Below are 23,094 nucleotides of genomic sequence, written 5' to 3'. Positions count from 1 at the left end.
TGTTGATCAATTTCAAAGAATAAAGATGGTTATAATTTTCTGAGGTTCCAGGGAGCCCCGAAAGATGGTGTACAAAATATGCAGAAATCATTGTGCCTTAAAAAAGTAAACCATTACTCTCTTGCGTCTTTGCGATTCCCAACACTATTACACAAAGAAAAAATATAAACTGAATGAAAAAACTCTTTTACCTTTTGGTGATATTCAGCCTGCTGACTTCCTGTGTTTCAAAAAAGAATCAGGTGATTAAACAAAATATCCTTACGCTGAAGGACAGTTACTGTAAAGCACCTTTCAAATACAATTACAGCAACAGAATCCCATCGTATAATGCGGATTCTATTCTTGTGGCCAATAAAGAGCTGCAGGGTCTGTTTTCCGATCAGAGCATCCTTATTCTTAATGCTCTGGATAATCTGGATGAGGTTCATGAAATCATTGATCTTAAAAAAGATTCATCCATTGCTTCTCAGGTTAAAGTACTGCAGCTTAAAACCAGGATCAATAGCAAAATTACAATCGCCCTTACAGAGCTGGATGCCGTAGCTGCGGAATTTGACTGTGAAGGGGAAAGAGTGACACAGATTGGAAATTATGTGGATAATCTAAATGATTCCAAAAATAATAAGCTGATTCTGCTCTCTATTGTAACAGGAGCGGCGGCATCTGTGGCCGGAGGAATCATCAGTGATGGAGGCTGGAGTAATGCCGTTGACATCAGTGGAGGAGTGCTGGGAGCAGGCTTTGGGCTTGCAACCCTTAATCCGAAAGGCAAAAAAGTAGAATTTATTCATCAGAGAAACCTGTTGAGAGACATCTGGAGAGAAAAACTGGAATCTCCGAATTTTCCGCCATTCATCTGGTATATGTATACGGAGAAAAAATTTTCCAATAAAGAAACTCATTCTATAATCGGCAATATGAAGGAAAGATGGCTTCATTATCAGTTTGATGACAATAAAGCAGCAGCTGATCAGTCTGTCATTTTCAGTGATGGGGGCTTTTACCGGGCAGATGATCTTCATAACCGTGCTGCCATGCTGAATCAGATGCAGTCTGCAACAAGAACCATTAACCAGAATATCAATTATCTGCTCCTGGATCTGGATAAATTGATCCTTTAAGAAAAATTTAACTGTAATGAAATTTGTTACATTTAAAAATTTGCTTACATTTGCACTGTAATTACAATGAACAATACAAGATTTGCTACGGCAATACATATCATGACCTTATTGGCGAAAAGTCCTCAGGAGTGGCTCACTTCTGAATGGATGGCAGGGAGCATCAATATCAATCCGGCCATTGTCAGAAAAGAGATCAGTGTATTGAGAGAAGCAGGCCTCATTGCCAGCAGACAGGGTAAAGACGGGGGAAGCCAGCTTGCCAGAAATGCAGATCAGATCAGTATTTCGGAGATTTACAGAGCTGTGAAAAATACAGAAGTTCTGGGCAAGAAAAATCAGAATCCCAATCCTGCATGCAGTGTTGGTAAAGAGATTAATATCCATTTAAATACCTTATTTGAAGAAACAGATCTATTGGTTAGTCAGTTTTTAGGCGATAAGTCCCTGAAAGAATTTTCGGAGCAGTTCGAATAAAATTTTTTTAACCATAAATGTAACAGGTTTTATTACAATTTAATTTTAAAATAAAATATTATGAAAAAAGTATCAGTAATCGGTGCGACCGGTTTTGTAGGAAAAAAAGTAGTTGATGAATTAGCAGAAAGAGGATATGCTGTGGAAGCTTTGGTAAGAGATGCCTCTAAAGTAGAAACAAAGGAAAATGTAACAGCAAAAAGTGTTGATGTAAACAATACAGAAGAACTTGCAGAAGCTTTAAAAGGAAGTGATGCCGTGATTAGTGCTTTCAATGCAGGATGGACGAATCCAAATCTCTACAACGATTTTCTGAACGGTTCTATCAATATTGAAAAAGCAGTAGAGCAGTCAGGCGTAAAAAGACTTATCGTCGTTGGCGGAGCCGGAAGCCTTTACACACCGGACAATGTACAGATTGTGGATACCCCGGACTTCCCTGAAGCGTACAAACCGGGTGCAACGGCAGCAAGAGATTATTTAAACAAAATCAAAGAAAACAGTGCACTGGATTGGACTTTCTTCAGCCCTGCTATTGAAATGAATCAGGCCAATGTAGGAGAGAGAACAGGAAAGTACAGAACATCTTTAGAAACCCCTGTTTTTGACGAAAATGGAAGAAGCCGTCTTTCTGTTGAGGATGTAGCTGCTGTTTTGGTAGACGAGCTGGAGCAGAATAACCATATCCGTGAGCGTTTTACAGCAGCTTATTAATTCACTAAAACATAAACAATGTTAAAAAAGAAATTATTATCACTGCTGGCACTGCTGGGATTTGTAAGCATAGTGTTTGCAGGAAATTTAAAGATTAAGGTTTACAATCCCGGCCCTAAAGCTATCTTTCCTATCACTTCCACCATTATTTATGGAGATAAAGACGCGGTGCTTATCGATGCCCAGTTTCAGAAGCAGTATGCAGAGCAATTGGTCAAAGAAATAAAAGCAACAGGAAAAAACCTGAAAACAGTTTTTATTTCTCACAGTGACCCCGATTTTTATTTTGGACTGGATGTTATCAAAAAAGCATTTCCCAATGCAAAGATCATTTCAACAGCACAGACTGCCTACCTTATATCCGCATCCAAAGATGAAAAAATGGCCGTATGGAAGCCACAGCTGAAAGAGGATGCTCCTTCAGAGATCATTATTCCCGAAGCGGCCGATGCAATTCCGGACCTGGAAGGAAATAAGATCGAGATAAAACAGAATGTGGAAGATCCTGCTCACAGTTTTGTATGGATTCCATTTTTAAAAACAGTGGCCGGCGGCATTTCTGTTTCTGTGGATTCTCATATCTGGATGGCTGATACCCAGAATATCAAAGCAATTGATCAGTGGATCAGACAGATTGATGCCATGAAAGCCCTAAAGCCTGTACAGGTTGTCCCTTCTCATTTTGCAAAAGAGTCTCTGTCTCCGCAATCTCTGGATTTCGTTAAAAACTATCTGGAAAACTATAAAAAAGCAGTCACAGAAAATAAAACATCTGCTGCTGTTATAGATTTTATGGTTAAAAAATATCCTGATCTTCATGGAACGGATGAGCTGGGAATGGGAGCAAAAGTTTTCTTTGGCGAAATGGACTGGGATCTGAAGTCTCCTTATCCGGCGATAGGAAACAAAGTGGAAGTTGATTTCGGAACACTTAAATTTATCCTCGATTTTAAAGATAACAAAGAAATGTCTTTTAGAGGAGTTTCCGAAAATGTAAAAGACAGTAAGGATACTGTACAGTACAATGTTGTAGAAGTGGCGAAAAATGTTTTTATGGTATACTGGCACGAACCTAAATTAGGGTCTAATGTCACCCATGTTCAGGATTACAATAAGAATATAATCTACACCAATATTGCAGAACCCAACGGATCATTCACTCACCTGAAAGGAACACTTAAAATTCTGAAATAATAAATAAGAACTGCCGTCACAAGATGGCAGTTTTTTGCTATAAATGGTTCACACGCATATCAACAGTATGAAACCATCCGCTTCATCGAATCAATGTATTGATTCCTGTCTTTGCCTCCTACATCTACAGTTCATATGATAAATTTTGCGTTAAATAAAAATGCTCTCAAATTTTTTCTGAACCATTAAAATTATTGAAGAAGTTAAGCTTTGTTAAGAAAATCAGGTAGATTTTTTAAGACAGTTTTGCATAAAGCGAAGCTTATCTTAATCTTCTTAAAAACTTAATAAGGTCTTAATGGTTAAAAGAGCTGTTTGTTTTCTGTAAACCTTACCAAATTTCTCAGACTTTAGTCTTTGAATAATATCAATAAAAAATGGCTGTCGTACAGACAGCCATTTTTTTATAAATTCATAAACAGTTTCGGATTTACCGGAGTGTTGTTTTTATGTACTTCGTAGTGAAGGTGAGGTCCGGTAGAACGCCCAGAATTCCCGGATTTGGCAATAACCTGTCCTACCTTTACCTTATCATTTACTTTTGATACCAGCTGTGACAAGTGACCGTAAAGTGTAGCAAGTCCGTTTCCGTGGGATATGATAACACAGTTTCCATATCCTCCTTTCTGACCGGAAAAAATCACAGTTCCGGCAGCGGCAGCTCTCACATCTGAACCGAATGCAACCGCAATGTCGAGTCCTTTATGAAACTGCATCTGGTCGGCTTCAGCAGGTGGATTGTTCTTTTCCACAGGAGCTTTCGTTGAGGTATTGCCGGCAACAGCTTTTGTTGATGCAGCAGTGGAAGATGGGGCCGGAGCAGCAGGTGCCGCTTTTGGAGTCACCATTACTTTTACCTCTCTTTTATTGCCGTAGCTGTCCGTTAATTCGATAATTTTCTCAACAGGCTCAGCTTTTACTTCCGGTTTTGGAGCTGCAGCGACTGCCGGTTTAGATTCTGCAGCAGCGCCTGACTTTACAGAAGCAAATACGGTTTTAAAAGGAATCGGATTTTTTCTGATGCCAAAATTAGAGGAGATATACCCGTCGGTAGGCATTCCCAGAGGAACTTCCATCAGTTTTTTTTGAAGATTCATTAAATATTGGCTGTAGCGGTTGGCCTGCTTGGCCAGATATACAGAATTGGAGATGCTGTCTTTACTCAGGATCATCAGCTTTTGGTCTGTAATGTTTTTGGATTTCAGGAAAGAATTAAGCTCAGCTACAGTCTGATCTACCATGGTGAGATCAGTTTTCATTTTTAAATAATCTACACTGTCTTTCTCAGTGTTTATTTTAACAAGGTTTACCTCATACAGCTTGTCATCCTTATCAGAAAATAACCTGGCGATAAGGATCGCCTGTGCAAAAACTACTAGCAAAAGTCCTCCCAGGAGAATATTCACGTTCTTCTTGCTGTTTAGAAATTTCTTCATTTTTCTTCTCTTAGTAAATTACAAAACGGTTTTTTAAGCATGCAAATTTAATTAAAAATACTCTTTGACGGATATTTTTAAAGAAAACTTAGTTTTTTCTGTATTTAACGTCTGATTAGATATTTAATTGTGTTCAAGTGTTAATTTTTTCAGAAAGTGGCTTTTTATCATAGCTCCAAAGTCTGCGTTCCGTCTTTGTTTTAATATATTTGCAGTTCACATTCCAATTATGGCTAAAAAGAAAATAATTTCAGAATCTTCTCATCCAAAAAAGAATAAGAAAGACATTTCTGTAGGAGTAGTAGGAAGCGGAAGTTTTGCAACCGCTATCGTAAAAATGCTTGTTGAAAACTGCAAAACAGTGCACTGGTGCGTAAGAAGTGAATTCGTAAAAGGAGCTATTGAACTCCGTGGGCATAACCCTTCTTATCTTACAGCAGTTAATTTTAATCTTAAAAGTCTAAAGCTTACAACAGATATCAACGAGCTGGTGAGTGCCTGCGATGTGATCGTCTTGGCCACACCTTCCATCTACCTGTCGGATACCATGGATAAAATAACCTGTGAATATGGTGATAAAATCTTTGTTTCCGCCATTAAAGGGATTATTCCTAAAGTAAATGATGTGGTAGCGCATTATTTAAGGGATGAATTTAAGATAGGTTTCAGAAACCAGGCTGTTATCGCAGGGCCATGCCATGCAGAAGAAGTCGCTATGGAAAGACTTTCTTACCTTACCGTTGCTGCTGTAGAAGATGAAACGGCCCAAAAGCTTGAAGGAATTTTCAGTTCAGATTTTATCAAAGTACATTCCAGTAAGGATATTTTAGGAAATGAGTATAGTGCCATCCTTAAAAATATTTTTGCAATTGGCGCGGGTATAGCAAGCGGGCTCGGTTATGGTGATAACTTCACAGCTGTTTTTGTTTCCAATGCGATCCGTGAAATGGAAATCTTCCTGGAAGCTGTATACGAGGCCCCAAGAGACGTTAATGAAAGTGCTTATCTGGGTGACCTTCTGGTAACGGCGTACTCTCTTTTCTCAAGAAACCGAAGTTTAGGAAACCTTATCGGAAAAGGATATACCGTAAAATCTGCAATCCAGTCCATGAACATGGTGGCAGAAGGATATTATGCCGCAGATTCCATCTATAAAACAGCGAAGCAAAAACATTTGAAGCTTCCGATCATTGATACGATTTATGCAATTCTTTATGAAGGCAAAAATGCAGAAAAGCAATTCAAAAAGCTGACTGCAAAACTAAACTAAACAATAAGGCTTTAATTATTTAAAGCCTTATTGTTTTGAAAATTATTGAGCCATTTTAGTAATTGTTAAAGAAAAGGAAGACCTGACCAATAGATTACTTGCGGTAAAACCATTTCCCGTATCAAATTCAAATTTTTGTTTGATTGTCGTAGGCACAACCAGTTTTAAAAAGAATGTTCCCTGGAAAAAAGTGAAAGTATCGCTCAGCTGGCATGTTCTGTTAAATTCTGTCAAATTCGTATTGGTAGCAGCATTAATCAGATAAGACCTGGTACAGACAAAGTTCTTTGACAGATAAGTTGTGTTTGCTGGTCCTGTATTATTAGTATCAGTAACAGTATCGGTAGAATATCTGAAAATGTAAGTTCCCGCCGGTAGGGTAATCGTTGATTTGTCCGCAGCAAGTGAGGCTCCTGCAATTTTATTAACACCCACTACAAGATTGGGAACAACATTATTAGAGCTGTTAGTTGCAATCAATATATTAGGGTTCGTAACAGTGATGTTGGTAAGCGACATAATCTGTGGCTCTGATCCTGCAAGGATCGCTCTCTGCCATTGGCCTCTTATCCAGATGTAGTATCCTTTAGGGTAGGTAGATGCTCCGCCTTTGTTATAAATCATTAATCCCTCGGCCGGACTGGCAACCGGGGTAGAAGTACTGTTCAGAACTGTTAAATCATATTGAGGAAAAAGAACCCCTTTATTGGATGAAGTGATGTCTAAAACACTGCTGGCATTTGGAGTGTTGGTGTTAATACCGACTTGGGCACTTATTTTCATATTAAATGATAAAAAAGCTAATATGAAATAGATTGTATGAAGATATTTTTTCATTTCGTGTTAATTATTGGTTTAGTGCAGATCTTTGAATATCCACTTTTGCATTGGTGATAATGATCTCTCCGTTATTAGGGGCAGTACCTCCTGTTCCGGACTGGTAAGTACCTCCTGCTGCGTGCGCAATAGCCGGTAAAAGATTGATAGGTGTTGCAGAAGAAGTCACAAACGAAAAACTCAAATTAAGCGTATGTACTTTATTACTTGCAATAGACATCGCATTGATGCTGAGTGTCTTTCCGTACTGGGTACCTGTGCCCGGATCTATAAGTTTTAGCGTGTATTGATGCACATGAAGAGGAGTTCCTCCTATGCCTGCGGTCGTACTTTCCTGTATATCTCTTATGTCTAAACAAAGATTTACAAGATAACCGCTGTTTCCTGGTAATGTAATAAGTCCGGTTCCGGAATTGTAAGATGCACCAATATCATTAGAAACAACTGTAAAAGCTGCATCATTGAAATTTTTGTAGGTACCGTTGGCAAGGCCTCCCAGCACAGTGTAATCTGTGGATCTTTGCAGGACCAGATAACTGACCAGATTATAGGTGTCTGCTATCTGGTTCCATTTACTGTTTTTCCAAATATAAAGTCCGGGAGCTATTGTATTTCCTTTATTGTAGACAATCAGGCCATCTGCAGGTGAGTTCACAGGTGCCGTATTATTCAGGATATCGATGATGTCAACTCTTGGTGGTAAGACTCCTTTGTTGGTAATATTTGACACTTCCAATACTGCGGAGCTATTAACATTGGTTTGCCCGATAGCTACTTGGGCATACATCATATTAGCAAAAACTAATAATAAGGGTAAGATATAATTTTTTTTCATGTTTTTAAAGCTTAGATATTTTAATGTAAGACTCGTCTCCAATGACGTTTACCAGGTCATAGAATGTGCTTCCCTGCATTCTTCCTAGATATAATCTTAATCCTCCTATGATATTGGTATTGGCATTAGCGGGTACACTGTAATAGAACGACCATGTAGCAAGGTGGTTGGTACTTACTTTAGAGACTATAGGAATTTCTTTTCTTGAAGCAGTTCCCGCTGTAAAAATTCCTGTTGAATTATTATATACATCACTGTAAAAATCTATGAAGTAGCCCATAATATAGTAGGTACTTCCTGCTAAAGGAGCTGTTCCGTTAAATCCGGCAGGGTTTTCCTGGGGAGAGTTAAGGTTAAGATTTACTTCCACCAGATAATTTCCCTGTGGTAAAATTAAAGAATAAGCATTATCATAAGGCAATACTTTAAAACCGTTAATATTAGAAACGGCAGAAGTGGAAAGAGGATTCTTTAAAAGCCTGTCACTGATGCCCTGAATAGAATTATCCAGTAAAGGCAGATTTCCCGTAAGCTGTATGTAAGCGATCTTGGGAGTATCTTCAGCATCAAGAGAGCTTTGCCATTGGTTGGTTGTGGAATTAAAGAAATGCAGAGCTTTATTATTGCTGTTTGCACCGCCATTATACGCTATCAAACCATCAGCCGGTGAAGCTACCGGGGTAGTCGTGCTGCTTAGATTAGCCAGGTTCAAATTTGGAAATAAAAGTCCTTTATTCCCTCCCGAAATTACGATAGTTGGTGCAGTGGTATAGCCAGTACCTCCACTGTTGATCGTAATGCCGGTAATTACGCCTCCTGAAACGGTGGCTGTAGCTTTTGCTTTAGTACCTCCGCTTACAACAGAACCTCCGCCATAGAAATTAACGGTGGGTGGGCTTGTGTAGCCGCTGCCTCCATTGTTAATACTGATTCCAGTGACCACACCGCCAGATACAGTAGCTGTAGCCGTTGCAGGGGTTCCACTAAAATTTTCAATGTGTAAAATGGCACTGTTGTCCGGGGTGGACGTGTTGATTCCTATATTTCCACTTTGGGAAAATAGCAATGGGGCGAGTAAAATACCCGCCAGGTTAAAAATTTTCATCTCTGTTATTTTAAATTCGAAATAATTCTAATACGATTTAATTATTATCGTATTAATTTGATGCAAGTTACATAAATAAATGGTTATGTGTTTAGGTCTTTAATAAAATTTCAGGTGAGATTTTTAGTATTTTTCACCTGTTTTTGATATTTGATATGAAATATTTAAATTTATCACTGTTTTTTGATAAATTTACTTTTGTGATTGATTGTTAGCAGGGACTTTCTTTGTGTAAACTTAAGTGATCTTATAATTACACTAAATTAGAATTGAATTGCTTAATTATTTTGTGTGATAAAAAAATAATATAAAAAAAATTATTTCACATGAAATAATTTGGACTGTTTTCTGCTTCTTGTGGTACCTGGGAGCAGATTTGTATCTCATTGGCCTGCAATAAGTAAGCTAAATCCAAAAAAATATGAAACTTTATGTTTACTAGCCTGGACGGTTGATCTTGCTTAGATTGTTGTAGGTATCGATATAGGACTTTGGAGATTGTCCGATAACGCTTTTAAATACCCTGTTGAAATTGGTAATACTATTAAATCCTGCTCTGTAGGCGACTTCTGAAATACAATCGGTTTTTTCTCTGGAAATAAGGTTTTTACAGGCTGCATTCACTCTTACTTCATTCAAAAAAGAAATAAAGGTATGGCCTGTATGTTTTTTAAAATACCTGCAGAAAGCCTGCGGTGTCATAAAAGCAGTGTTGGCAACATCTTCCAGTGAAATAGGGTTATTGTAGTTCTCTGTAATGAAATTAATGATTTTACTCAGCCGCATCCCTTCATTCTCACTGAAATTGGATGAATACAGATCAGAACAGATCAGTTCTACATTTTCGTTCAGACCCTGTAAAGTATTAATCAGTTTCACAAAACTGAATAGCACATCCGTACCTGCTGCCTGATGAATCGTAAAGATTTGCGGGATGATGTCTTTGGTAAAACCATAGGGAACTTTAAAGCCATGTTTGTTTTTGTCTAAAAAAGCTTTCGCGATCTTCATTTCGGGCAAATTAAACAAGGAGGCCAGGATACCATTGGGATTAAAATAAATAGAACAGGCCTTGATCACCTTATCACTGTCTACGGAAAAATATTCCGGATTATTTTTAAATAAATGCGGAAGTTTGGCACCGATCACAAAAATATCTCCCGACTGGAAAGCATGCATATCGCTACCGGCAATTAATGTTCCCTCACCACGTTCTACGTATGTAATCTGCCATTCATCATGCCGGTGAAGGTATGGATAAAAATGAGGGAGTTCAATATACTCCGATATCACACTTTTATCTTTGGGTACAAGGATGGTAAAGGGTAAAACTTTCATAATAAAGGGTTTATCAATTCCGGATTGAAATTAATGATATTAACCCAAATAAAAATGCTAAATATAAAATAAGGTTAAAATATTGCTATATTCCGATAATATTTGAATAAAAGCGTCTTATAAAAATTAGCTGGGAGAATGTTAAGTCCTTACCGGGCCACTGCAAAAGGGTCCAATTTAAGCTCGGTAGCCATTCCTGAAGCAATCTGACTTACTAGTAAGCCTGTTGCCGGGCCTAAACTCATTCCCATCATGCCATGACCGGTAGCGACGATTAAATTTTCTCTTTTTTCACTTCTTCCAATATAAGGCAAACCATCAGGAGATGAAGGACGGAAACCGTACCAGATATCTTTTTCTGCCGGAAGTACAGGTTTTAAATCCGGGAAATATTGGGGAACAGATTCTACAATTCCTTTAACCCGTTGCCTATTTATGCTGGTATTTATCTTATCCAGTTCCATGGTGCCACCATACCTGATCTGGCCGTTCATAGGGGTAAGGGCCACTCTTGCCTCGCATAGCAATGCCGGTATGGTTAAACGGTTTTCGGGTTCAGGTTCCATAAATGAGTAGCCTTTGCCGGGCATTAAAGAGATGTTAACACCTGCCATTTTTGCTATTGCCGGCGACCATGAACCCGTTGCAATTACAAATTGGTCAGCTTCCCAGCTTTGCTTTCCTGTAAAAACTTTGACCACACGTTTTCCTGCTGTCTCCATTCTATCCACTTCTTTACCCCGCACTATCTTAACCCCATTACCGGTTAAATATTGAAGCAAAGAATTCATCATCTTGGTAGGATAAAGATGGGCATCGCAACGGTAATGGACGGCACCTAAAACATCCAAATTTAAATCAGGCTGTAACAAACTACATTCGGAAGCATTTAATACAGCCATATCCAGGCCAAGCTCAATTGCTCTTGCTGCCAGATGTGCTTCCTCCTCTCCGGCTTTCTCGGTTTTGTAAAACGCTAAAATACCGTTATGGGTAAGTTCGAAATCAAACCCCGGTTCTCCGGCGAAGTCTTCATATAATTTTTTACTGAGCAGGGAAAGATCACGTAAAGGTTCTGCCGAATGGTTCACATGTTTTGCTGTGGCATGTTTCATAAACCTGAATCCCCATCTGATAAGATCTGCATTTAATGAAGGGCGCACATAAAACGGGCTTTTACTGTTAAACATCCATCGGATACCTTGCTTAACCATTCCGGGCGCTGCCAGGGGAACAAAATGGCTGGGCACAATCATTCCTGCATTACCAAATGAGCAGTTGTCCGTGATATCACCCTTATCTAAAACGGTTACCTCATAGCCTTTTTTTTGTAGGTAATAGGCTGAGGTCAGGCCCACAATTCCTCCTCCTATAATCAATACTTTCGACATTCTTCTATTTTAAAATCTTCTTAAAATTTAACCTAAATCACCTGAAACCCATAAGCATAAGGATCGTCTTCAGGATCAATTTTAAGAGTGTTATAACCATATATTTTGGCCCAGCCTTCTACACTTGGAATGATTGCTTTGATCCCGTTAAGTTCCACTTCCTCTTCAACCTTTCCTGTAAACTTGCTGCCGATAAAACTTTCATGGATGAAATCTTCACCCGGTTTTAATTTCCCTTTAGCATACCATTGAGCCATACGGGCAGAAGTTCCTGTTCCGCAAGGTGACCGATCGATTGCTTTATCTCCGTAAAAAACAGCATTTCTGGCAGTTGATGCAGGATCGATGGTTTTACCTGTCCACAGGACATGACTACAGCCATTGATCGTTGGGTCTGAAGGATGGACAAAAGTATATTGCTCGTTGATCCTTTTTCTGATGGTCTGGCTCCAGGTAATCAGTTGCGAAGCGGTATAATTTTCCAGTCCCGGAAAATTTTCCTGAGGATCTACAATAGCATAGAAATTTCCACCGTAAGCTACATCAAAAGTAAGTGTACCTAAATCCGGACATTCTACCTGTAGATTTTCAGCAGCAAGATAGGAGGCTACATTTTTAAGTTTAACGGACTTAACTTTTTTTCCTTCCTGCTTATATTCGATCAAGACCAATCCCGCCGGGGCCTCCATTCTGATCACTCCGGGTACTTTTGGACAGATGAGCCCTTCTTCTATAGCGATGGTAATGGTACCGATAGTTCCGTGACCACACATAGGCAGGCAACCACTGGTTTCGATAAAGAGAACCGCCACATCGTTATTGGGGTCGTGTGGTGGATAAAGAATGCTACCCGACATCATATCATGTCCGCGTGGTTCGAACATCAGACCTGTTCTGATCCAATCGAATTCTTTTAAAAAATGCTGGCGCTTTTCGCTCATATTTGAACCAACAAGCTGAGGACCTCCACCTGCAACCAACCTAACGGGGTTGCCGCAAGTATGTGCATCCACACAAAAAAAGGTTTTATTCATAAGAGTTTGTTAATTGCTGATTAACCGTTCTGAAAATACCTAAAGGATTTCCATCCTTTAATTCATCAGGTAATAGTTCCGGGTCCCAATCCTGATAGGCCAGTGGCCTTACAAAACGATTAATAGCGGTAGAACCTACTGAGGTGAACCTGCTGTCGTTAGTAGCGGGGAAGGGGCCTCCATGCTGCATAGCCGCACAAACTTCTACGCCTGTAGGAACTCCGTTTAAGATAATCCTTCCGGTTTTATCGGTCAATTTATTGATTAAAGTCCGGTAATTCTGAAGTTCATTTTTTTCAGCCATTAGGGTCACCGTAAGTTGCCCTTCCAGTACATCGATTGTTTTTTCTAGTTCGGAACTATCCTGTGCAACGACCAAAAGTGAATATGGACCGAAAATTTCTTCACGAAGTTTCGGATTCTTAATAAAATTGCTGGCGCTAACCTGTGCAATTTTAGCTTGAGATTGGTTTTGAAGTTCGTTGTTCTTTACTGTTGAAGCTGATAAAAGAGTAACACCAGTCTCATTTATAATCTCAGAAGAAAGCTGACTGTAATTACTGGCAATTCCTTCAGTAAGCATGGTTGCCGATGGAATAACGGCAATAGAATCTTTTAAAACATTTTTAAAGTTTTCAAGTGCCGGAGATTGTATTGCTAACAGTAAGCCGGGATTGGTACAAAACTGCCCGGCTCCCAGAGTAATGGATGCCGCATATTTTTTAGCCAGTTCTTCAGCCCGGTTTTCTATGGTTTCGGGAAGAAAAATAACAGGATTGATACTGCCCATTTCAGCAAAAACCGGAATAGGCTGTTCGCGTTGCTGCGCAAGATGAACCAAAGCCATACCTCCTTTAAACGAACCTGTAAAAGTTACCGCCTTAGTTAAGGGATGCTGAATCAAAGCAGCACCAACTGTATAACCATCATCGTATAATAAAGAGAAAACACCTTTTGGCATTCCCGTTTTTTCAGCAGCTTTGAGGATAGCACCGCCTACCAAAGCGCTGGCTCCGAAATGGGCAGGATGCGCTTTAACAATCACCGGACAACCTGAAGCTAACGCTGAAGCCGTATCACCACCCGCAACTGAAAAAGCAAGCGGGAAGTTACTGGCTCCAAAAACGACTACCGGCCCGATTGGGATTAGCATTCGTCTGATGTCAGGTCGTGGCAGAGGTTGTCTGTCAGGTAATGCTGTATCAATAATGGCATCTACCCAGGAACCCTCAGCAACGAGATTGGCAAATAACCTTAACTGACCTGTTGTTCTGCCCAGCTCTCCCTGCAGACGGGCCAAAGGTAAACCACTTTCTGCCGAAGCCCGATTAACAAGTTCTTCCCCAATATTTGTAATTTCGTCGGCAATGGCGTTTAAGAAAGTGGCTTTAAGGTCTTTATTTAATGTTCTATAGCTTTGGAAAGCTGTTGTTGCGGATATCAGACTGTCATTAACAAGGCTTTCGTTAGCTTTAAAGAATTCGCCGTCAAGTGTTAATCCCGTTGCGGGATTAACAGCTTTAAGGCTTCCTTCACTAACTTGGGTATATGTATGGGCTACAATATTTTTTCCGTTCATAGTTTTTTTACTATTTACCCCAGCTGCCAGCAGGCAATTCCGGTCTGGTTGCTATACCATCGTTAATTATTTTCAATACCCTTTCTCGTTCTGCGCCTTTTAAAGCTAAACGTGGTGCTCTTGTTCTTTCTGTTCCGATCCCGGTACCTACTTCGGCCAGTTTAATATACTGAACCAATTTAGGATGGGTATCCAGTTCCAAAATTGGTAAGAACCAACGGTGGATTTTTAAAGCTTCAGCGGTTCTGTTTTCTTTTACCAGGCGGAAGATCGCAACCGTTTCTTTAGGGAAGGCACACACTAATCCGGCAACCCATCCTACGCAGCCCATTACAATACTTTCCATGGCAATTGGATCAACACCGGTGAAAATGGCGAAACGGTCGCCGAAACGGTTAATTAAACGCGTTATGTTAGAAATATCCCGGGTGCTTTCTTTTATAGCCTGTATGTTAGGGTATTTGGCCAATTCTTCGAACATATCCAAAGTGACCTCGATTTTATAATCAACTGGGTTGTTGTAAATCATGATCGGTAATTTTGTGCTTTTAGCCACTTCTGTTAAGTATTCAAGGGTTTCGTCAGAATCCGCCAAATAACGCATAGGTGGCAGTAGCATTAATCCCTGTGCTCCTGCTTCTTCAGCTTTTTGGGCCGCAGCAATTGCTTTTTTGGTAGTAGGTTCTGCAATGTTTAGTAAAACCGGAACCCGGCCATTTACAGTTTCAAGCGTATGTTTTAAAATTTCGATTTTCTCATCATCACTTAAAACACTTGCCTCACCCAATGTGCCTCCTAAAATAATACCTTCTGCACCAGCTTCTAATTGTGCCTCAATATTTAAATCAAATGCCGGAAAATCTAATTCATCGTTCGCAGTAAACTTCGTCGTTACAGCAGGGAAAACCCCAGTCCATTGTATACTCATGTATTTTTATTTTTTGTAATTGATAAAAGTGTTGATCAGCCTTTTGCTTAGCTGATTAAAACATTATTTCTTCAAAATTAGAGGATAAATCCAGATTTAAGTTATTGGATTTTAACCAATACCAGCCGGAATTATACTGTTTTAATAACGTTAATAACCAGATGAAATTCTGAATGAAAGAAGGTCCCGCTGTGCCGGAAAATAGTGCTGCAAATAAACAAAAAATGGTATTCTTTTTCGGAAGAATACCATCTGTGAATAGGTCAGATGTTGGAATCTGACGGGACTATAGAATTTTTTAATAAGTTTGGCTCCTGATTGATTCGATTTCTTCAGTAGTTAAAGCCAAATGTTTACCCAACATTCTGCTTCCGCTTTCAGTAATCAGGAAATCATCTTCTACTCTGATGCCGCTGAAATTTCTGAAAGTTTCCAGTTTATCATAATTGATGTATTCGGTAAACTGATTAGACGCTTTCCAACGGTCAATGAGCTCAGGGATAATGTAAATACCAGGCTCAACCGTTAACACATAACCTGCTTCCAGTGCTTTACCCAACCTTAAAGATTTAAGACCAAACTGGGTCGTATTTTTAATGAGATCATCAGTATATCCTACATATTGTTCTCCCAGATCTTCCATATCATGCACATCCAGACCCATCATGTGGCCTGTACCGCACTGAAAAAACATAGCATGGGCACCAGCGTTTACTGCATCCTCAATATTACCTTTCATCAGGCCGATATCTTTTAAGCCCTGTGCCAGTATTTTGCATGAGGCCAAATGCACATCCAGATACCTTACACCAGGTGCCAAGAGACTTTTTGCATGATGATAGGCACTGAGTACAATATCATAAACATCTTTTTGCTCTGCACTGAATGTTTTGCCTACAGGAAAAGTACGGGTAAGATCGCCGGCATATCCTAAAGCGGTTTCCACTCCGGAATCGTTTAAAACTAATTGGCCCTCCTTAAGCTGATTCCCGTAATAGTGGTTGTGGAGAATTTCACCCTGAACCGTTAAGATTACCGGATAAGCCAGGTTACCTCCTGAAGCCAGTGCTTCGTTTTGTATTTTTGCGGCAAGTTCGCGCTCAAACATTCCGGCCTTTGCCTGTTGCATCACCATCAAATGAATATTAGCCGATATCGATGCTGCACGATCCAGTTCTGCAATTTCCTCAGCCGATTTTATTGAACGCTGTGCAACAACGGCTTTTATGAAGCTTAATGATGCATGTTCTTTAAGCTGATCTATGGGAATATCAAACCAATTCGCCAGTTTAATTTTATTTTCCGGACGGTAAGGTGGTAAAAAATGGACGGTGCGGTTTTTTGCCTGATATTTTTTGAGATAAATATCAAGTTGGTCCAGCGGAGCAACATTTGATAAGCCGGAATCTGCACTTTTTTCGGCTAGCGTTTTCTGCCTGCCCATCCACACAATATCGTCAATACTCATTTCATTTCCGAATAGAATGGTTTCATCTTCATCCAGATCGATAATGGCTGCCAGTGAAGGTTCGTTGATCCCAAAATAATACAGAAAGGTACTGTCCTGTCTGAAGTGATAAATATTATCTTTAAAGTTCATAGGGCTGTCTTCATTACCCAAAAAGAGCAATATCCCTGAATTTAATTTCGATTTTAATGCAGAACGTCGTTGAACGTATACCTTCTTTTCAAACATATCATTAAGTATTAAAACAAATATCTTAAAAAGCGGATATTAACTGATTAATATTTTGATAACCGGCTAAAATGTGGTTGATATTTGCAAATTATAAGCTAAAATATAAAAGTTATAAATAAAAAACGAAATATGATTCGATTACTTATTTCAATAATGCAGTATTAACTGTATCCTAGATTTTTTCTGTTGGTTAGAAAACAGTTTAAGCATAAAAAATTAACGTGTTAAAATAGTTAAACCCATTCTTACTTTTAAAACTTTTCCCGAAATTTGATGTAAAATTTAGAATTATGCCACACTCGCTTACAAGCAGAACACCGAAGCCAAAATATGACGTTGTACTGATAGGCGGCGGAATCATGAGCGCCACTTTAGCAACACTGCTTCACGAATTTGATCCCAATCTGGAAATCGCCATATTCGAAAGGCTTGGCAGGTTTGCAAAAGAAAGTACAGCGGCCTGGAATAATGCAGGGACGGGGCATTCAGCTTTCTGCGAACTCAATTATACTCCTGAAAAATCAGATGGAACTGTTGATATTACCAAGGCGGAAAGTATCGCAGAGCAGTTTGAAATGTCGAAACAGTTCTGGGCATATCTGGTTACTAAAGGATACGTTCAGGATCCTAAAGATTTTATTAATTCATGTCCGCATATGAGTCTGGTATTCGGCGAAAAAGATGCAGAATATCTTAGAAAGCGTCACGAAAAAATGTCCGGTTCCGTGCTGTTTTCCGGAATGAAATACTCCACGGATCATGAGCAGCTCAGAGAATGGCTTCCCTTGGTGATGAGCAAAAGAAATCAGTCTGAAATAATGGCTGCGACTAAAATGGATATGGGAACAGATGTTAACTTCGGAACATTAACCAGAAAAATGGGGAGGCATCTGCTGGAAGACTCCAATGTTGAGGTATTCCTGTACCACGAAGTAAAAGACGTTGATCCTAGAGAAGATGGCAAATGGGAAATGAAGGTGAAAGACAGAATCCACAATCATAAACAGGAAGTAGTCGCTGATTTTGTATTTATTGGTGCCGGAGGTTACGCACTTCCGTTGCTGGACAGTTCGGATATTAAAGAAAGTGAAGGCTATGGAGGTTTCCCTGTTTCCGGTCAGTGGCTCGTGAGTCATAATCAGGAACTGGTAGAAAAGCACCATGCAAAAGTATACACCCAGGCGACAGTAGATGCTCCGCCGATGTCGGTTCCTCACCTGGATCTTAGAATTATTGACGGTAAAAAAGCGCTTCTTTTTGGGCCTTTTGCCGGATTTTCTACAAAATTCCTGAAAGAGGGAAGTTATCTGGATCTGCCTGAAAGTGTTAATACAAAAAACTTAAGATCACTATTCGGGGCATGGTGGCATAATCTTCCTTTGACCAAATACCTTATTCAGCAGGTGGCGATGACAAAGTCTCAGAGAATGCAGCACCTGAGAGAATTCATCAAAGATGCCAAAGAAGAAGACTGGGAACTGAAAGTAGCCGGGCAGAGAGTGCAGATCATTAAAAAAGATGAAAAAGAAGGTGGAAAGCTGGAATTCGGAACTGAAGTCGTTGTAAATAAAAGCGGAACCATTGCCTCATTGCTTGGTGCTTCTCCGGGAGCCTCCACAGCAGTATATGCCATGCTGAATGTTCTCGAAAAATGTTTCCCTGAAAAATTACAAGGCGAATGGAAAGACAAGTTGCTGGAAATGGTTCCTTCTTACGGACAGAAATTAGCCCACAACCCGGAGCTGACTGAAAAGGTGAGAAATTATACAAAAGAAAAGCTGGAATTAGAATATTAAAAAAGTGAATGGTGAATAGTCAATTGTGAATTTTGCTTCGCAAGTGATATGTGAATCGGGATTTAGACTTCAAACTATTGAGGTTTTTGATTCATTATTATTTTGCCTAATAAATGAAAAATAAATATTTAAGCAGAATTAAAAATTCACAATTGACTATTCACCATTCATATTACTCATCACTCATTACCTATTACTCATTATTTATGGAGGTGGAAGAAATAATTGTAAAGCCTGTAATTGCTAAAGAACTCCTGGAGTCTCTTCAAACCAAAATAGAAGAGGAGAAGCAGGTTATTGTACACTGCTGTTTTCCTGCATCACCGTTTCTGGGTAATCTGATCAGGATATGGAATTCCACTTATCTTCTTGATAACCAGTCTGAGCATAAAAGCAAGCTGATTCATGCTGAAAACATAACGATATATCCTAACTGGACGCCGGTACCGTTTATGCGGGATTTCTGGTTTACGTTGGTGTTTTCCGGTTTGCCGAGAGACTGTAAAAGTTTCGATCTCAAAGAAGTTATTCCGGAAGAAGGAGGCTTCTTTGTGGAATCTATCAAAAGAAATTCTCTGGATGTTTACCGCGTGAAAATTTCAGAATCTTATTAACGGGAATGATGAAAGCACGTGATGAAAAACTGAAGCAGATCATCAGTTGGGCAGAAAATAATCCTGACATCCGTGCTGTACTGCTGACCAGTTCACTGGTGAATCCCTATGCGCCTGTAGATGATTTCAGCGATCTCGATGTAGAGATGGTTTTTGAAAACATGAAGGAATATGAGGCTGATAAAAAATGGATTTATCTTTTTGGTGAGCCTATTTCCATGGTCGAAGAAGATGAGACTTATTTTGACGGAAAGCACGCCATGAAAATGGTGCTGTATGCCAATCATGTAAAGGTTGATTTTAAACTTTATCAGAAATCAGAATTTATAAAAGACTGTCAAGAGGAAAGTCTTCCCGAAGATTGGGATGTGGGCTATAAAGTCCTGGTGGATAAAGACAGCCTTACTAAAGATCTGAAAATGCCGACCTATCAGTCTGTCATGATCCAAAAGCCAACACAACAGAGATTTCAGCAATTAATCAATGATTTCTGGTGGGATACAACCTATGTTGCAAAATGTCTTAAACGCGGAGATCTGTTTTATGCCAAATTTATGTCCGAAGATGTGATCAGAACAGATTATCTCATTCCTCTCATCGAATGGTATATTGCCAGCTCTCATGACTGGAAAAATATAACGACCAATAAACATGGCCGCCTTTTCAGGAAATATCTTTCTGCAGAACTCTGGACACGGGTAGAAGCTACGTTTTCCGGCAGCAATATTAATGATAACTGGCATGCTCTGTATGCCGCTGCGGATCTTGTACACGAGCTGGGAACAGCTTTGGCAAAGAAACTTGATTTTGAATATCCCCAGAAACATGAACATGACATCAGGAAATACCTTGATGAGGTGAAATCTATGCCCTGACATCAGGCAAATTCATTCTGCGTGATAAGGTTTTCCATACAGTATTCTGCAATGGCGGTGATCGTTACAAACGGATTGACACCAATGGTTCCCGGAATCAAAGATCCATCCAGGATATAAAGATTTTCATGACCTTTTAATTTTCCGTATTCATTAGTCGCTTTACCTAAAACACAGCCACCCAACGGATGGTAGCACACATCTGCACCGAAGCCGTTATTAAATAAAAAATGGCTTCTTGTTCCGCCATTGGCTCTGTTCATCTTCTTTATGAAATAATCAGCATTTTCCCTCATTTTAGCGGTATGGCTCTGGTCCCAGTTCAGGCTGAGATTTTTCTTTGCGCTGTCATAAGTAACCTCTCCCTTTTTATCCACCCGGTTGATCAGCAGATACAATGCAGTAGCCACATCCATTCCCATGGGAAGCGGAGCGATTTCTGTGAAAAAAGGATGTTCCTTATCATCCCAGTTATCTATACCGCCCACAGGAATAGTGGATTGCTTGGAGCCTGTTCCCCCTGAAAGTGGTTTTACCCAGTTTCTGCCGGTCATGAAATTCCCGTTGTTTCCCCAGTTTTTTCCGATCTGTTCATGAATGGGAAAACCATTGACTGCATTAGAATGTAAAAGCAGTTTTAAAGTTCCCATCGTACCTGCAGCCAGAACCAGCTTCTTACAGTTGAATACTTTATCAGAAATTACAGCTCCCGAAGTATCGGTTTGCTCAACTTCCAAAGTATAGGTTTTATCCTCATTAAGTTTAATATTTTCAACACAGTGCAGATCCAGGATCTCAAGATTTCCGGTTTCCAGGGCTTTTTTAAGATATGTTTTATCCAGGCTGTTCTTACCGTGATTATTCCCGTAGATCACCTCAGTGTTAAAAGCAGAGCGGGGAACTTCATTTTTATATTCCTTTTCCATATACTGAAAGTCGTAGACATTTGGAACCCGTATGGTTTTAAAGCCTGCTTTATGGGCTTCTGCTTCACCTACTCTTGTAAATTTATAATAAGGACAATCCTTTAAAAACTGCTCATCAATAATATTTACCTTGAGTTCTTTGTGTACCAGGGGAAAGTAGTGGCTGTAGAACTTTTCAGCATCCAGATCAGGAAATATCTCTTTGAAATAGTTTTCTTTCGGAGTTACTGCCATTCCGCCATTCACTAAGGAACCACCGCCAACGCCCCTGCCAACCCAGATATTAATATTTTCAAAATCCATTCTGTCCAGAGTTCCTGTAAAAGGTGTCAGAGAAAAGATATTCATGAACGGCGCAACCGTCTTTTTTTTCAGCCATGCAGCACTTTTCCCGGGCTTCAGCATACTAGAAAACGGAATCCCGGATTTTTCCCAGTTAAGGCCCATTTCCAGCATAATAACCTTTTTTCCGGCTTCGCAGAGGCGAAGGGCAGAAACAGCACCTCCGTATCCGCTTCCAACAATTAAGATGGGAGCATCTATGATATTTTTTTCTTCTTTACCAGCTGTGGGCTGCATAGCCTGAAACAGATTGGAATTAAGGAAATAAAAACCTGATATTGCGAGAATGCCTGTCTTAATGAATTTCTTTCTGTCCATGTACTTTGTAGGGTCAAAAAATATGCTAAAGAAATTGGAGTATGGATTATTTAAAACAGATTGTGTTTTTTTATTACAATTTTAACTTTTCATGCCATGAAAAATTCATAGTTTTACTCATAGTTTTTGAAAAAATCATGAAAAAATATATTTTACTGTTCCTGCTGTTTCCGCTTTTTATCTTTTCTCAAAAAATGGTGTCAAAAGAGATCATGGAGATCAGGAAGTTTCAGGAAGATCTCAATGCAGAATATCTTAACCCAAAGGAAACGCCTTTGCGTGGAGATAATTTTACCAGTTTTAAAGGACATCCGTTCTTTCCGGTAGATTTAAAATATATTGTCACTGCTGAATTCAGTAAAACAAAAAATGCCAGACCTTTTGAGCTTCCAACTTCTTCCGGTAAAACGAAATCTTATAAGGAATACGGAAAAGCAATATTTCAGCTGGACGGAAAATCCTATACACTGACCTTGTATCAAAGTCTTGATCTGATTAAGCAGAAAAAATATAAAGATTATTTATTTCTTCCCTTCCGTGATGCTACCAATGAAAAAGAAACCTACGGGGGCGGAAAATATATGGATCTGAAGATTCCAAAAGGAAATACCATCATCCTGGATTTCAATCAGTCCTATCAGCCTTACTGTGCATACAATGCTTACGACTACAACTGTCCTGTCGTGCCTGAAGAAAATAAGCTTCCGGTAGAGATCAGAGCCGGTGTGATGTACCAGGATGTTTATCATCATTAAGCATATGGTCAGATTAGAATTTTTTAAAGAATCCGATTTCACGGAGCTTAATTACGCTCTGGATGAAAATCAACTGCAATATACTTCAACGGTAGAAAAGGCTTTAGCGAGAATTAATGGCAGAAATGACGGAAAAGAATTTGCAGTGACCATCTTCGATGATGAAAAGCCTGCAGGTTTTTTTGTCCTGGATTTTGGAGAAGATAAACTGGATCTTACTGACAATGAAAAATCTGTTTTGTTGAGATCTTTGTCTATAAATCCCGGCTTACAGGGAAAAGGAATTGGTAAAACTGCGATGCACAAAGTAGACGGTTTTGTCAGGGAAAATTTTCCACATTGCGATGAAATCGTTCTTGCAGTTAACCAGAAAAATGTTTATGCGTATCATATCTACCTGAAAGCAGGTTATCAGTACGACGGTAAAACCAGAACAGGAAGAAGCGGTCCCCAATATCTGATGTATAAAAAATTTTAAGAAAATTTTAAATTCAAAAATTCCATCCT

The 23,094-nt window shown here is 39.4% G+C and carries 21 protein-coding genes; 10 read left to right on the top strand and 11 right to left on the bottom strand.

Features of this window, described 5'->3' with window-relative positions:
- The first annotated feature begins 173 nt into the window (after positions 1–173).
- The 4 genes from AC4IFE_RS13330 to AC4IFE_RS13315 all read left to right on the top strand — a co-directional run bounded on the left by AC4IFE_RS13330 (position 174) and on the right by AC4IFE_RS13315 (position 3,509).
- Positions 174–1,124 (top strand): hypothetical protein, encoded by a 951-nt coding sequence (locus AC4IFE_RS13330; RefSeq protein ID WP_490757674.1) that lies wholly within the window; start codon positions 174–176, stop codon positions 1,122–1,124.
- A 66-nt stretch (positions 1,125–1,190) separates the two neighbouring features.
- Entirely contained in the window at positions 1,191–1,601 is a 411-nt protein-coding gene (locus tag AC4IFE_RS13325; RefSeq protein WP_490757673.1) for an Rrf2 family transcriptional regulator, read from the top strand.
- A 60-nt stretch (positions 1,602–1,661) separates the two neighbouring features.
- Positions 1,662–2,315 carry an NAD(P)-dependent oxidoreductase gene (locus AC4IFE_RS13320; RefSeq protein ID WP_490757672.1) on the top strand — a complete coding sequence of 218 codons (654 nt, stop codon included), beginning with the start codon at positions 1,662–1,664 and terminating at the stop codon, positions 2,313–2,315.
- Between the two features lie 18 nt (positions 2,316–2,333).
- The gene (locus AC4IFE_RS13315) at positions 2,334–3,509 is read left to right on the top strand and encodes a MoaF-related domain-containing protein (RefSeq protein WP_490757671.1); all 1,176 of its coding nucleotides are present in this window, start codon (positions 2,334–2,336) and stop codon (positions 3,507–3,509) included.
- Between the two features lie 404 nt (positions 3,510–3,913).
- Here the strand turns inward: AC4IFE_RS13315 and AC4IFE_RS13310 are convergent, their stop codons facing one another.
- Positions 3,914–4,945 (bottom strand): M23 family metallopeptidase, encoded by a 1,032-nt coding sequence (locus AC4IFE_RS13310; RefSeq protein ID WP_490757670.1) that lies wholly within the window; start codon positions 4,943–4,945, stop codon positions 3,914–3,916.
- A 229-nt stretch (positions 4,946–5,174) separates the two neighbouring features.
- On the opposite strand from AC4IFE_RS13310, the gene AC4IFE_RS13305 reads away from it, so the two are divergent.
- Complete coding sequence (locus AC4IFE_RS13305) at positions 5,175–6,215, top strand: NAD(P)H-dependent glycerol-3-phosphate dehydrogenase (RefSeq protein WP_490757669.1); 1,041 nt, start codon at positions 5,175–5,177, stop codon at positions 6,213–6,215.
- Positions 6,216–6,257: 42 nt separating this feature from the next.
- Here AC4IFE_RS13305 and AC4IFE_RS13300 read toward each other — a convergent pair whose 3' ends face one another.
- From AC4IFE_RS13300 to AC4IFE_RS13260, 9 genes are all read right to left on the bottom strand, one after another.
- On the bottom strand, positions 6,258–7,052 hold the full coding sequence (locus AC4IFE_RS13300) for a phage tail-like protein (protein WP_490757668.1): 795 nt from the start codon (positions 7,050–7,052) through the stop codon (positions 6,258–6,260).
- Between the two features lie 10 nt (positions 7,053–7,062).
- Entirely contained in the window at positions 7,063–7,887 is an 825-nt protein-coding gene (locus AC4IFE_RS13295; RefSeq protein WP_490757667.1) for a phage tail-like protein, read from the bottom strand.
- Between the two features lie 4 nt (positions 7,888–7,891).
- Positions 7,892–8,992, bottom strand: coding sequence for a phage tail-like protein (locus AC4IFE_RS13290; protein WP_490757666.1), 1,101 nt, complete (start codon positions 8,990–8,992; stop codon positions 7,892–7,894).
- A 438-nt stretch (positions 8,993–9,430) separates the two neighbouring features.
- Entirely contained in the window at positions 9,431–10,330 is a 900-nt protein-coding gene (locus tag AC4IFE_RS13285; RefSeq protein WP_490757665.1) for an AraC family transcriptional regulator, read from the bottom strand.
- Positions 10,331–10,479: 149 nt separating this feature from the next.
- The gene (locus AC4IFE_RS13280) at positions 10,480–11,721 is read right to left on the bottom strand and encodes an NAD(P)/FAD-dependent oxidoreductase (protein WP_490757664.1); all 1,242 of its coding nucleotides are present in this window, start codon (positions 11,719–11,721) and stop codon (positions 10,480–10,482) included.
- Positions 11,722–11,753: 32 nt separating this feature from the next.
- Entirely contained in the window at positions 11,754–12,755 is a 1,002-nt protein-coding gene (locus AC4IFE_RS13275; RefSeq protein ID WP_490757663.1) for a 4-hydroxyproline epimerase, read from the bottom strand.
- Positions 12,748–14,334: an aldehyde dehydrogenase (NADP(+)) gene (locus tag AC4IFE_RS13270; protein ID WP_490757662.1), complete on the bottom strand. Its 1,587-nt coding sequence runs from the start codon at positions 14,332–14,334 to the stop codon at positions 12,748–12,750. Before AC4IFE_RS13270 ends, AC4IFE_RS13275 begins: the two co-directional genes overlap by 8 nt.
- Positions 14,335–14,344: 10 nt before the next feature.
- Positions 14,345–15,262 carry a dihydrodipicolinate synthase family protein gene (locus AC4IFE_RS13265; protein WP_490757661.1) on the bottom strand — a complete coding sequence of 306 codons (918 nt, stop codon included), beginning with the start codon at positions 15,260–15,262 and terminating at the stop codon, positions 14,345–14,347.
- A 298-nt stretch (positions 15,263–15,560) separates the two neighbouring features.
- On the bottom strand, positions 15,561–16,958 hold the full coding sequence (locus AC4IFE_RS13260; protein WP_490757660.1) for an aminopeptidase P family protein: 1,398 nt from the start codon (positions 16,956–16,958) through the stop codon (positions 15,561–15,563).
- A gap of 293 nt (positions 16,959–17,251) precedes the next feature.
- Between AC4IFE_RS13260 and mqo the strand changes: the two genes are divergently transcribed.
- From mqo to AC4IFE_RS13245, 3 genes are all read left to right on the top strand, one after another.
- Entirely contained in the window at positions 17,252–18,757 is a 1,506-nt protein-coding gene (gene mqo, locus AC4IFE_RS13255) for a malate dehydrogenase (quinone) (RefSeq protein WP_490757659.1), read from the top strand.
- Positions 18,758–18,870: 113 nt separating this feature from the next.
- The gene (locus tag AC4IFE_RS13250; protein ID WP_490757658.1) at positions 18,871–19,371 is read left to right on the top strand and encodes a hypothetical protein; all 501 of its coding nucleotides are present in this window, start codon (positions 18,871–18,873) and stop codon (positions 19,369–19,371) included.
- 8 nt (positions 19,372–19,379) lie between these two features.
- The gene (locus AC4IFE_RS13245) at positions 19,380–20,246 is read left to right on the top strand and encodes an AadS family aminoglycoside 6-adenylyltransferase (protein WP_490757766.1); all 867 of its coding nucleotides are present in this window, start codon (positions 19,380–19,382) and stop codon (positions 20,244–20,246) included.
- Positions 20,247–20,248: 2 nt separating this feature from the next.
- Here the strand turns inward: AC4IFE_RS13245 and AC4IFE_RS13240 are convergent, their stop codons facing one another.
- Positions 20,249–21,832 carry a GMC family oxidoreductase N-terminal domain-containing protein gene (locus tag AC4IFE_RS13240; protein ID WP_490757657.1) on the bottom strand — a complete coding sequence of 528 codons (1,584 nt, stop codon included), beginning with the start codon at positions 21,830–21,832 and terminating at the stop codon, positions 20,249–20,251.
- A 137-nt stretch (positions 21,833–21,969) separates the two neighbouring features.
- Here AC4IFE_RS13240 and AC4IFE_RS13235 point away from each other — a divergent pair, with 137 nt between their 5' ends.
- On the top strand, positions 21,970–22,587 hold the full coding sequence (locus AC4IFE_RS13235; protein ID WP_490757656.1) for a DUF1684 domain-containing protein: 618 nt from the start codon (positions 21,970–21,972) through the stop codon (positions 22,585–22,587).
- 4 nt (positions 22,588–22,591) lie between these two features.
- Entirely contained in the window at positions 22,592–23,065 is a 474-nt protein-coding gene (locus AC4IFE_RS13230; protein ID WP_490757655.1) for a GNAT family N-acetyltransferase, read from the top strand.
- Positions 23,066–23,094: the final 29 nt, after the last annotated feature.

This window comes from Chryseobacterium sp. UF-81 (genome assembly GCF_058245105.1).
This window is presented reverse-complemented; position numbering and strand designations above follow the sequence as displayed.

What these genes read in the sequence shown, in the direction of transcription:
- mqo (WP_490757659.1), top strand. Translation starts at nt 17,252, where the DNA reads ATGCCACACTCGCTTACAAGCAGAACACCGAAGCCAAAATATGACGTT.
- AC4IFE_RS13265 (WP_490757661.1), bottom strand. Translation starts at nt 15,262, where the DNA reads ATGAGTATACAATGGACTGGGGTTTTCCCTGCTGTAACGACGAAGTTT.
- AC4IFE_RS13270 (WP_490757662.1), bottom strand. Translation starts at nt 14,334, where the DNA reads ATGAACGGAAAAAATATTGTAGCCCATACATATACCCAAGTTAGTGAA.
- AC4IFE_RS13305 (WP_490757669.1), top strand. Translation starts at nt 5,175, where the DNA reads ATGGCTAAAAAGAAAATAATTTCAGAATCTTCTCATCCAAAAAAGAAT.
- AC4IFE_RS13315 (WP_490757671.1), top strand. Translation starts at nt 2,334, where the DNA reads ATGTTAAAAAAGAAATTATTATCACTGCTGGCACTGCTGGGATTTGTA.
- AC4IFE_RS13280 (WP_490757664.1), bottom strand. Translation starts at nt 11,721, where the DNA reads ATGTCGAAAGTATTGATTATAGGAGGAGGAATTGTGGGCCTGACCTCA.
- AC4IFE_RS13330 (WP_490757674.1), top strand. Translation starts at nt 174, where the DNA reads ATGAAAAAACTCTTTTACCTTTTGGTGATATTCAGCCTGCTGACTTCC.
- AC4IFE_RS13245 (WP_490757766.1), top strand. Translation starts at nt 19,380, where the DNA reads ATGAAAGCACGTGATGAAAAACTGAAGCAGATCATCAGTTGGGCAGAA.
- AC4IFE_RS13235 (WP_490757656.1), top strand. Translation starts at nt 21,970, where the DNA reads ATGAAAAAATATATTTTACTGTTCCTGCTGTTTCCGCTTTTTATCTTT.
- AC4IFE_RS13285 (WP_490757665.1), bottom strand. Translation starts at nt 10,330, where the DNA reads ATGAAAGTTTTACCCTTTACCATCCTTGTACCCAAAGATAAAAGTGTG.
- AC4IFE_RS13295 (WP_490757667.1), bottom strand. Translation starts at nt 7,887, where the DNA reads ATGAAAAAAAATTATATCTTACCCTTATTATTAGTTTTTGCTAATATG.
- AC4IFE_RS13275 (WP_490757663.1), bottom strand. Translation starts at nt 12,755, where the DNA reads ATGAATAAAACCTTTTTTTGTGTGGATGCACATACTTGCGGCAACCCC.
- AC4IFE_RS13260 (WP_490757660.1), bottom strand. Translation starts at nt 16,958, where the DNA reads ATGTTTGAAAAGAAGGTATACGTTCAACGACGTTCTGCATTAAAATCG.
- AC4IFE_RS13230 (WP_490757655.1), top strand. Translation starts at nt 22,592, where the DNA reads ATGGTCAGATTAGAATTTTTTAAAGAATCCGATTTCACGGAGCTTAAT.
- AC4IFE_RS13325 (WP_490757673.1), top strand. Translation starts at nt 1,191, where the DNA reads ATGAACAATACAAGATTTGCTACGGCAATACATATCATGACCTTATTG.
- AC4IFE_RS13310 (WP_490757670.1), bottom strand. Translation starts at nt 4,945, where the DNA reads ATGAAGAAATTTCTAAACAGCAAGAAGAACGTGAATATTCTCCTGGGA.
- AC4IFE_RS13240 (WP_490757657.1), bottom strand. Translation starts at nt 21,832, where the DNA reads ATGGACAGAAAGAAATTCATTAAGACAGGCATTCTCGCAATATCAGGT.
- AC4IFE_RS13300 (WP_490757668.1), bottom strand. Translation starts at nt 7,052, where the DNA reads ATGAAAAAATATCTTCATACAATCTATTTCATATTAGCTTTTTTATCA.
- AC4IFE_RS13250 (WP_490757658.1), top strand. Translation starts at nt 18,871, where the DNA reads ATGAAAAATAAATATTTAAGCAGAATTAAAAATTCACAATTGACTATT.
- AC4IFE_RS13290 (WP_490757666.1), bottom strand. Translation starts at nt 8,992, where the DNA reads ATGAAAATTTTTAACCTGGCGGGTATTTTACTCGCCCCATTGCTATTT.
- AC4IFE_RS13320 (WP_490757672.1), top strand. Translation starts at nt 1,662, where the DNA reads ATGAAAAAAGTATCAGTAATCGGTGCGACCGGTTTTGTAGGAAAAAAA.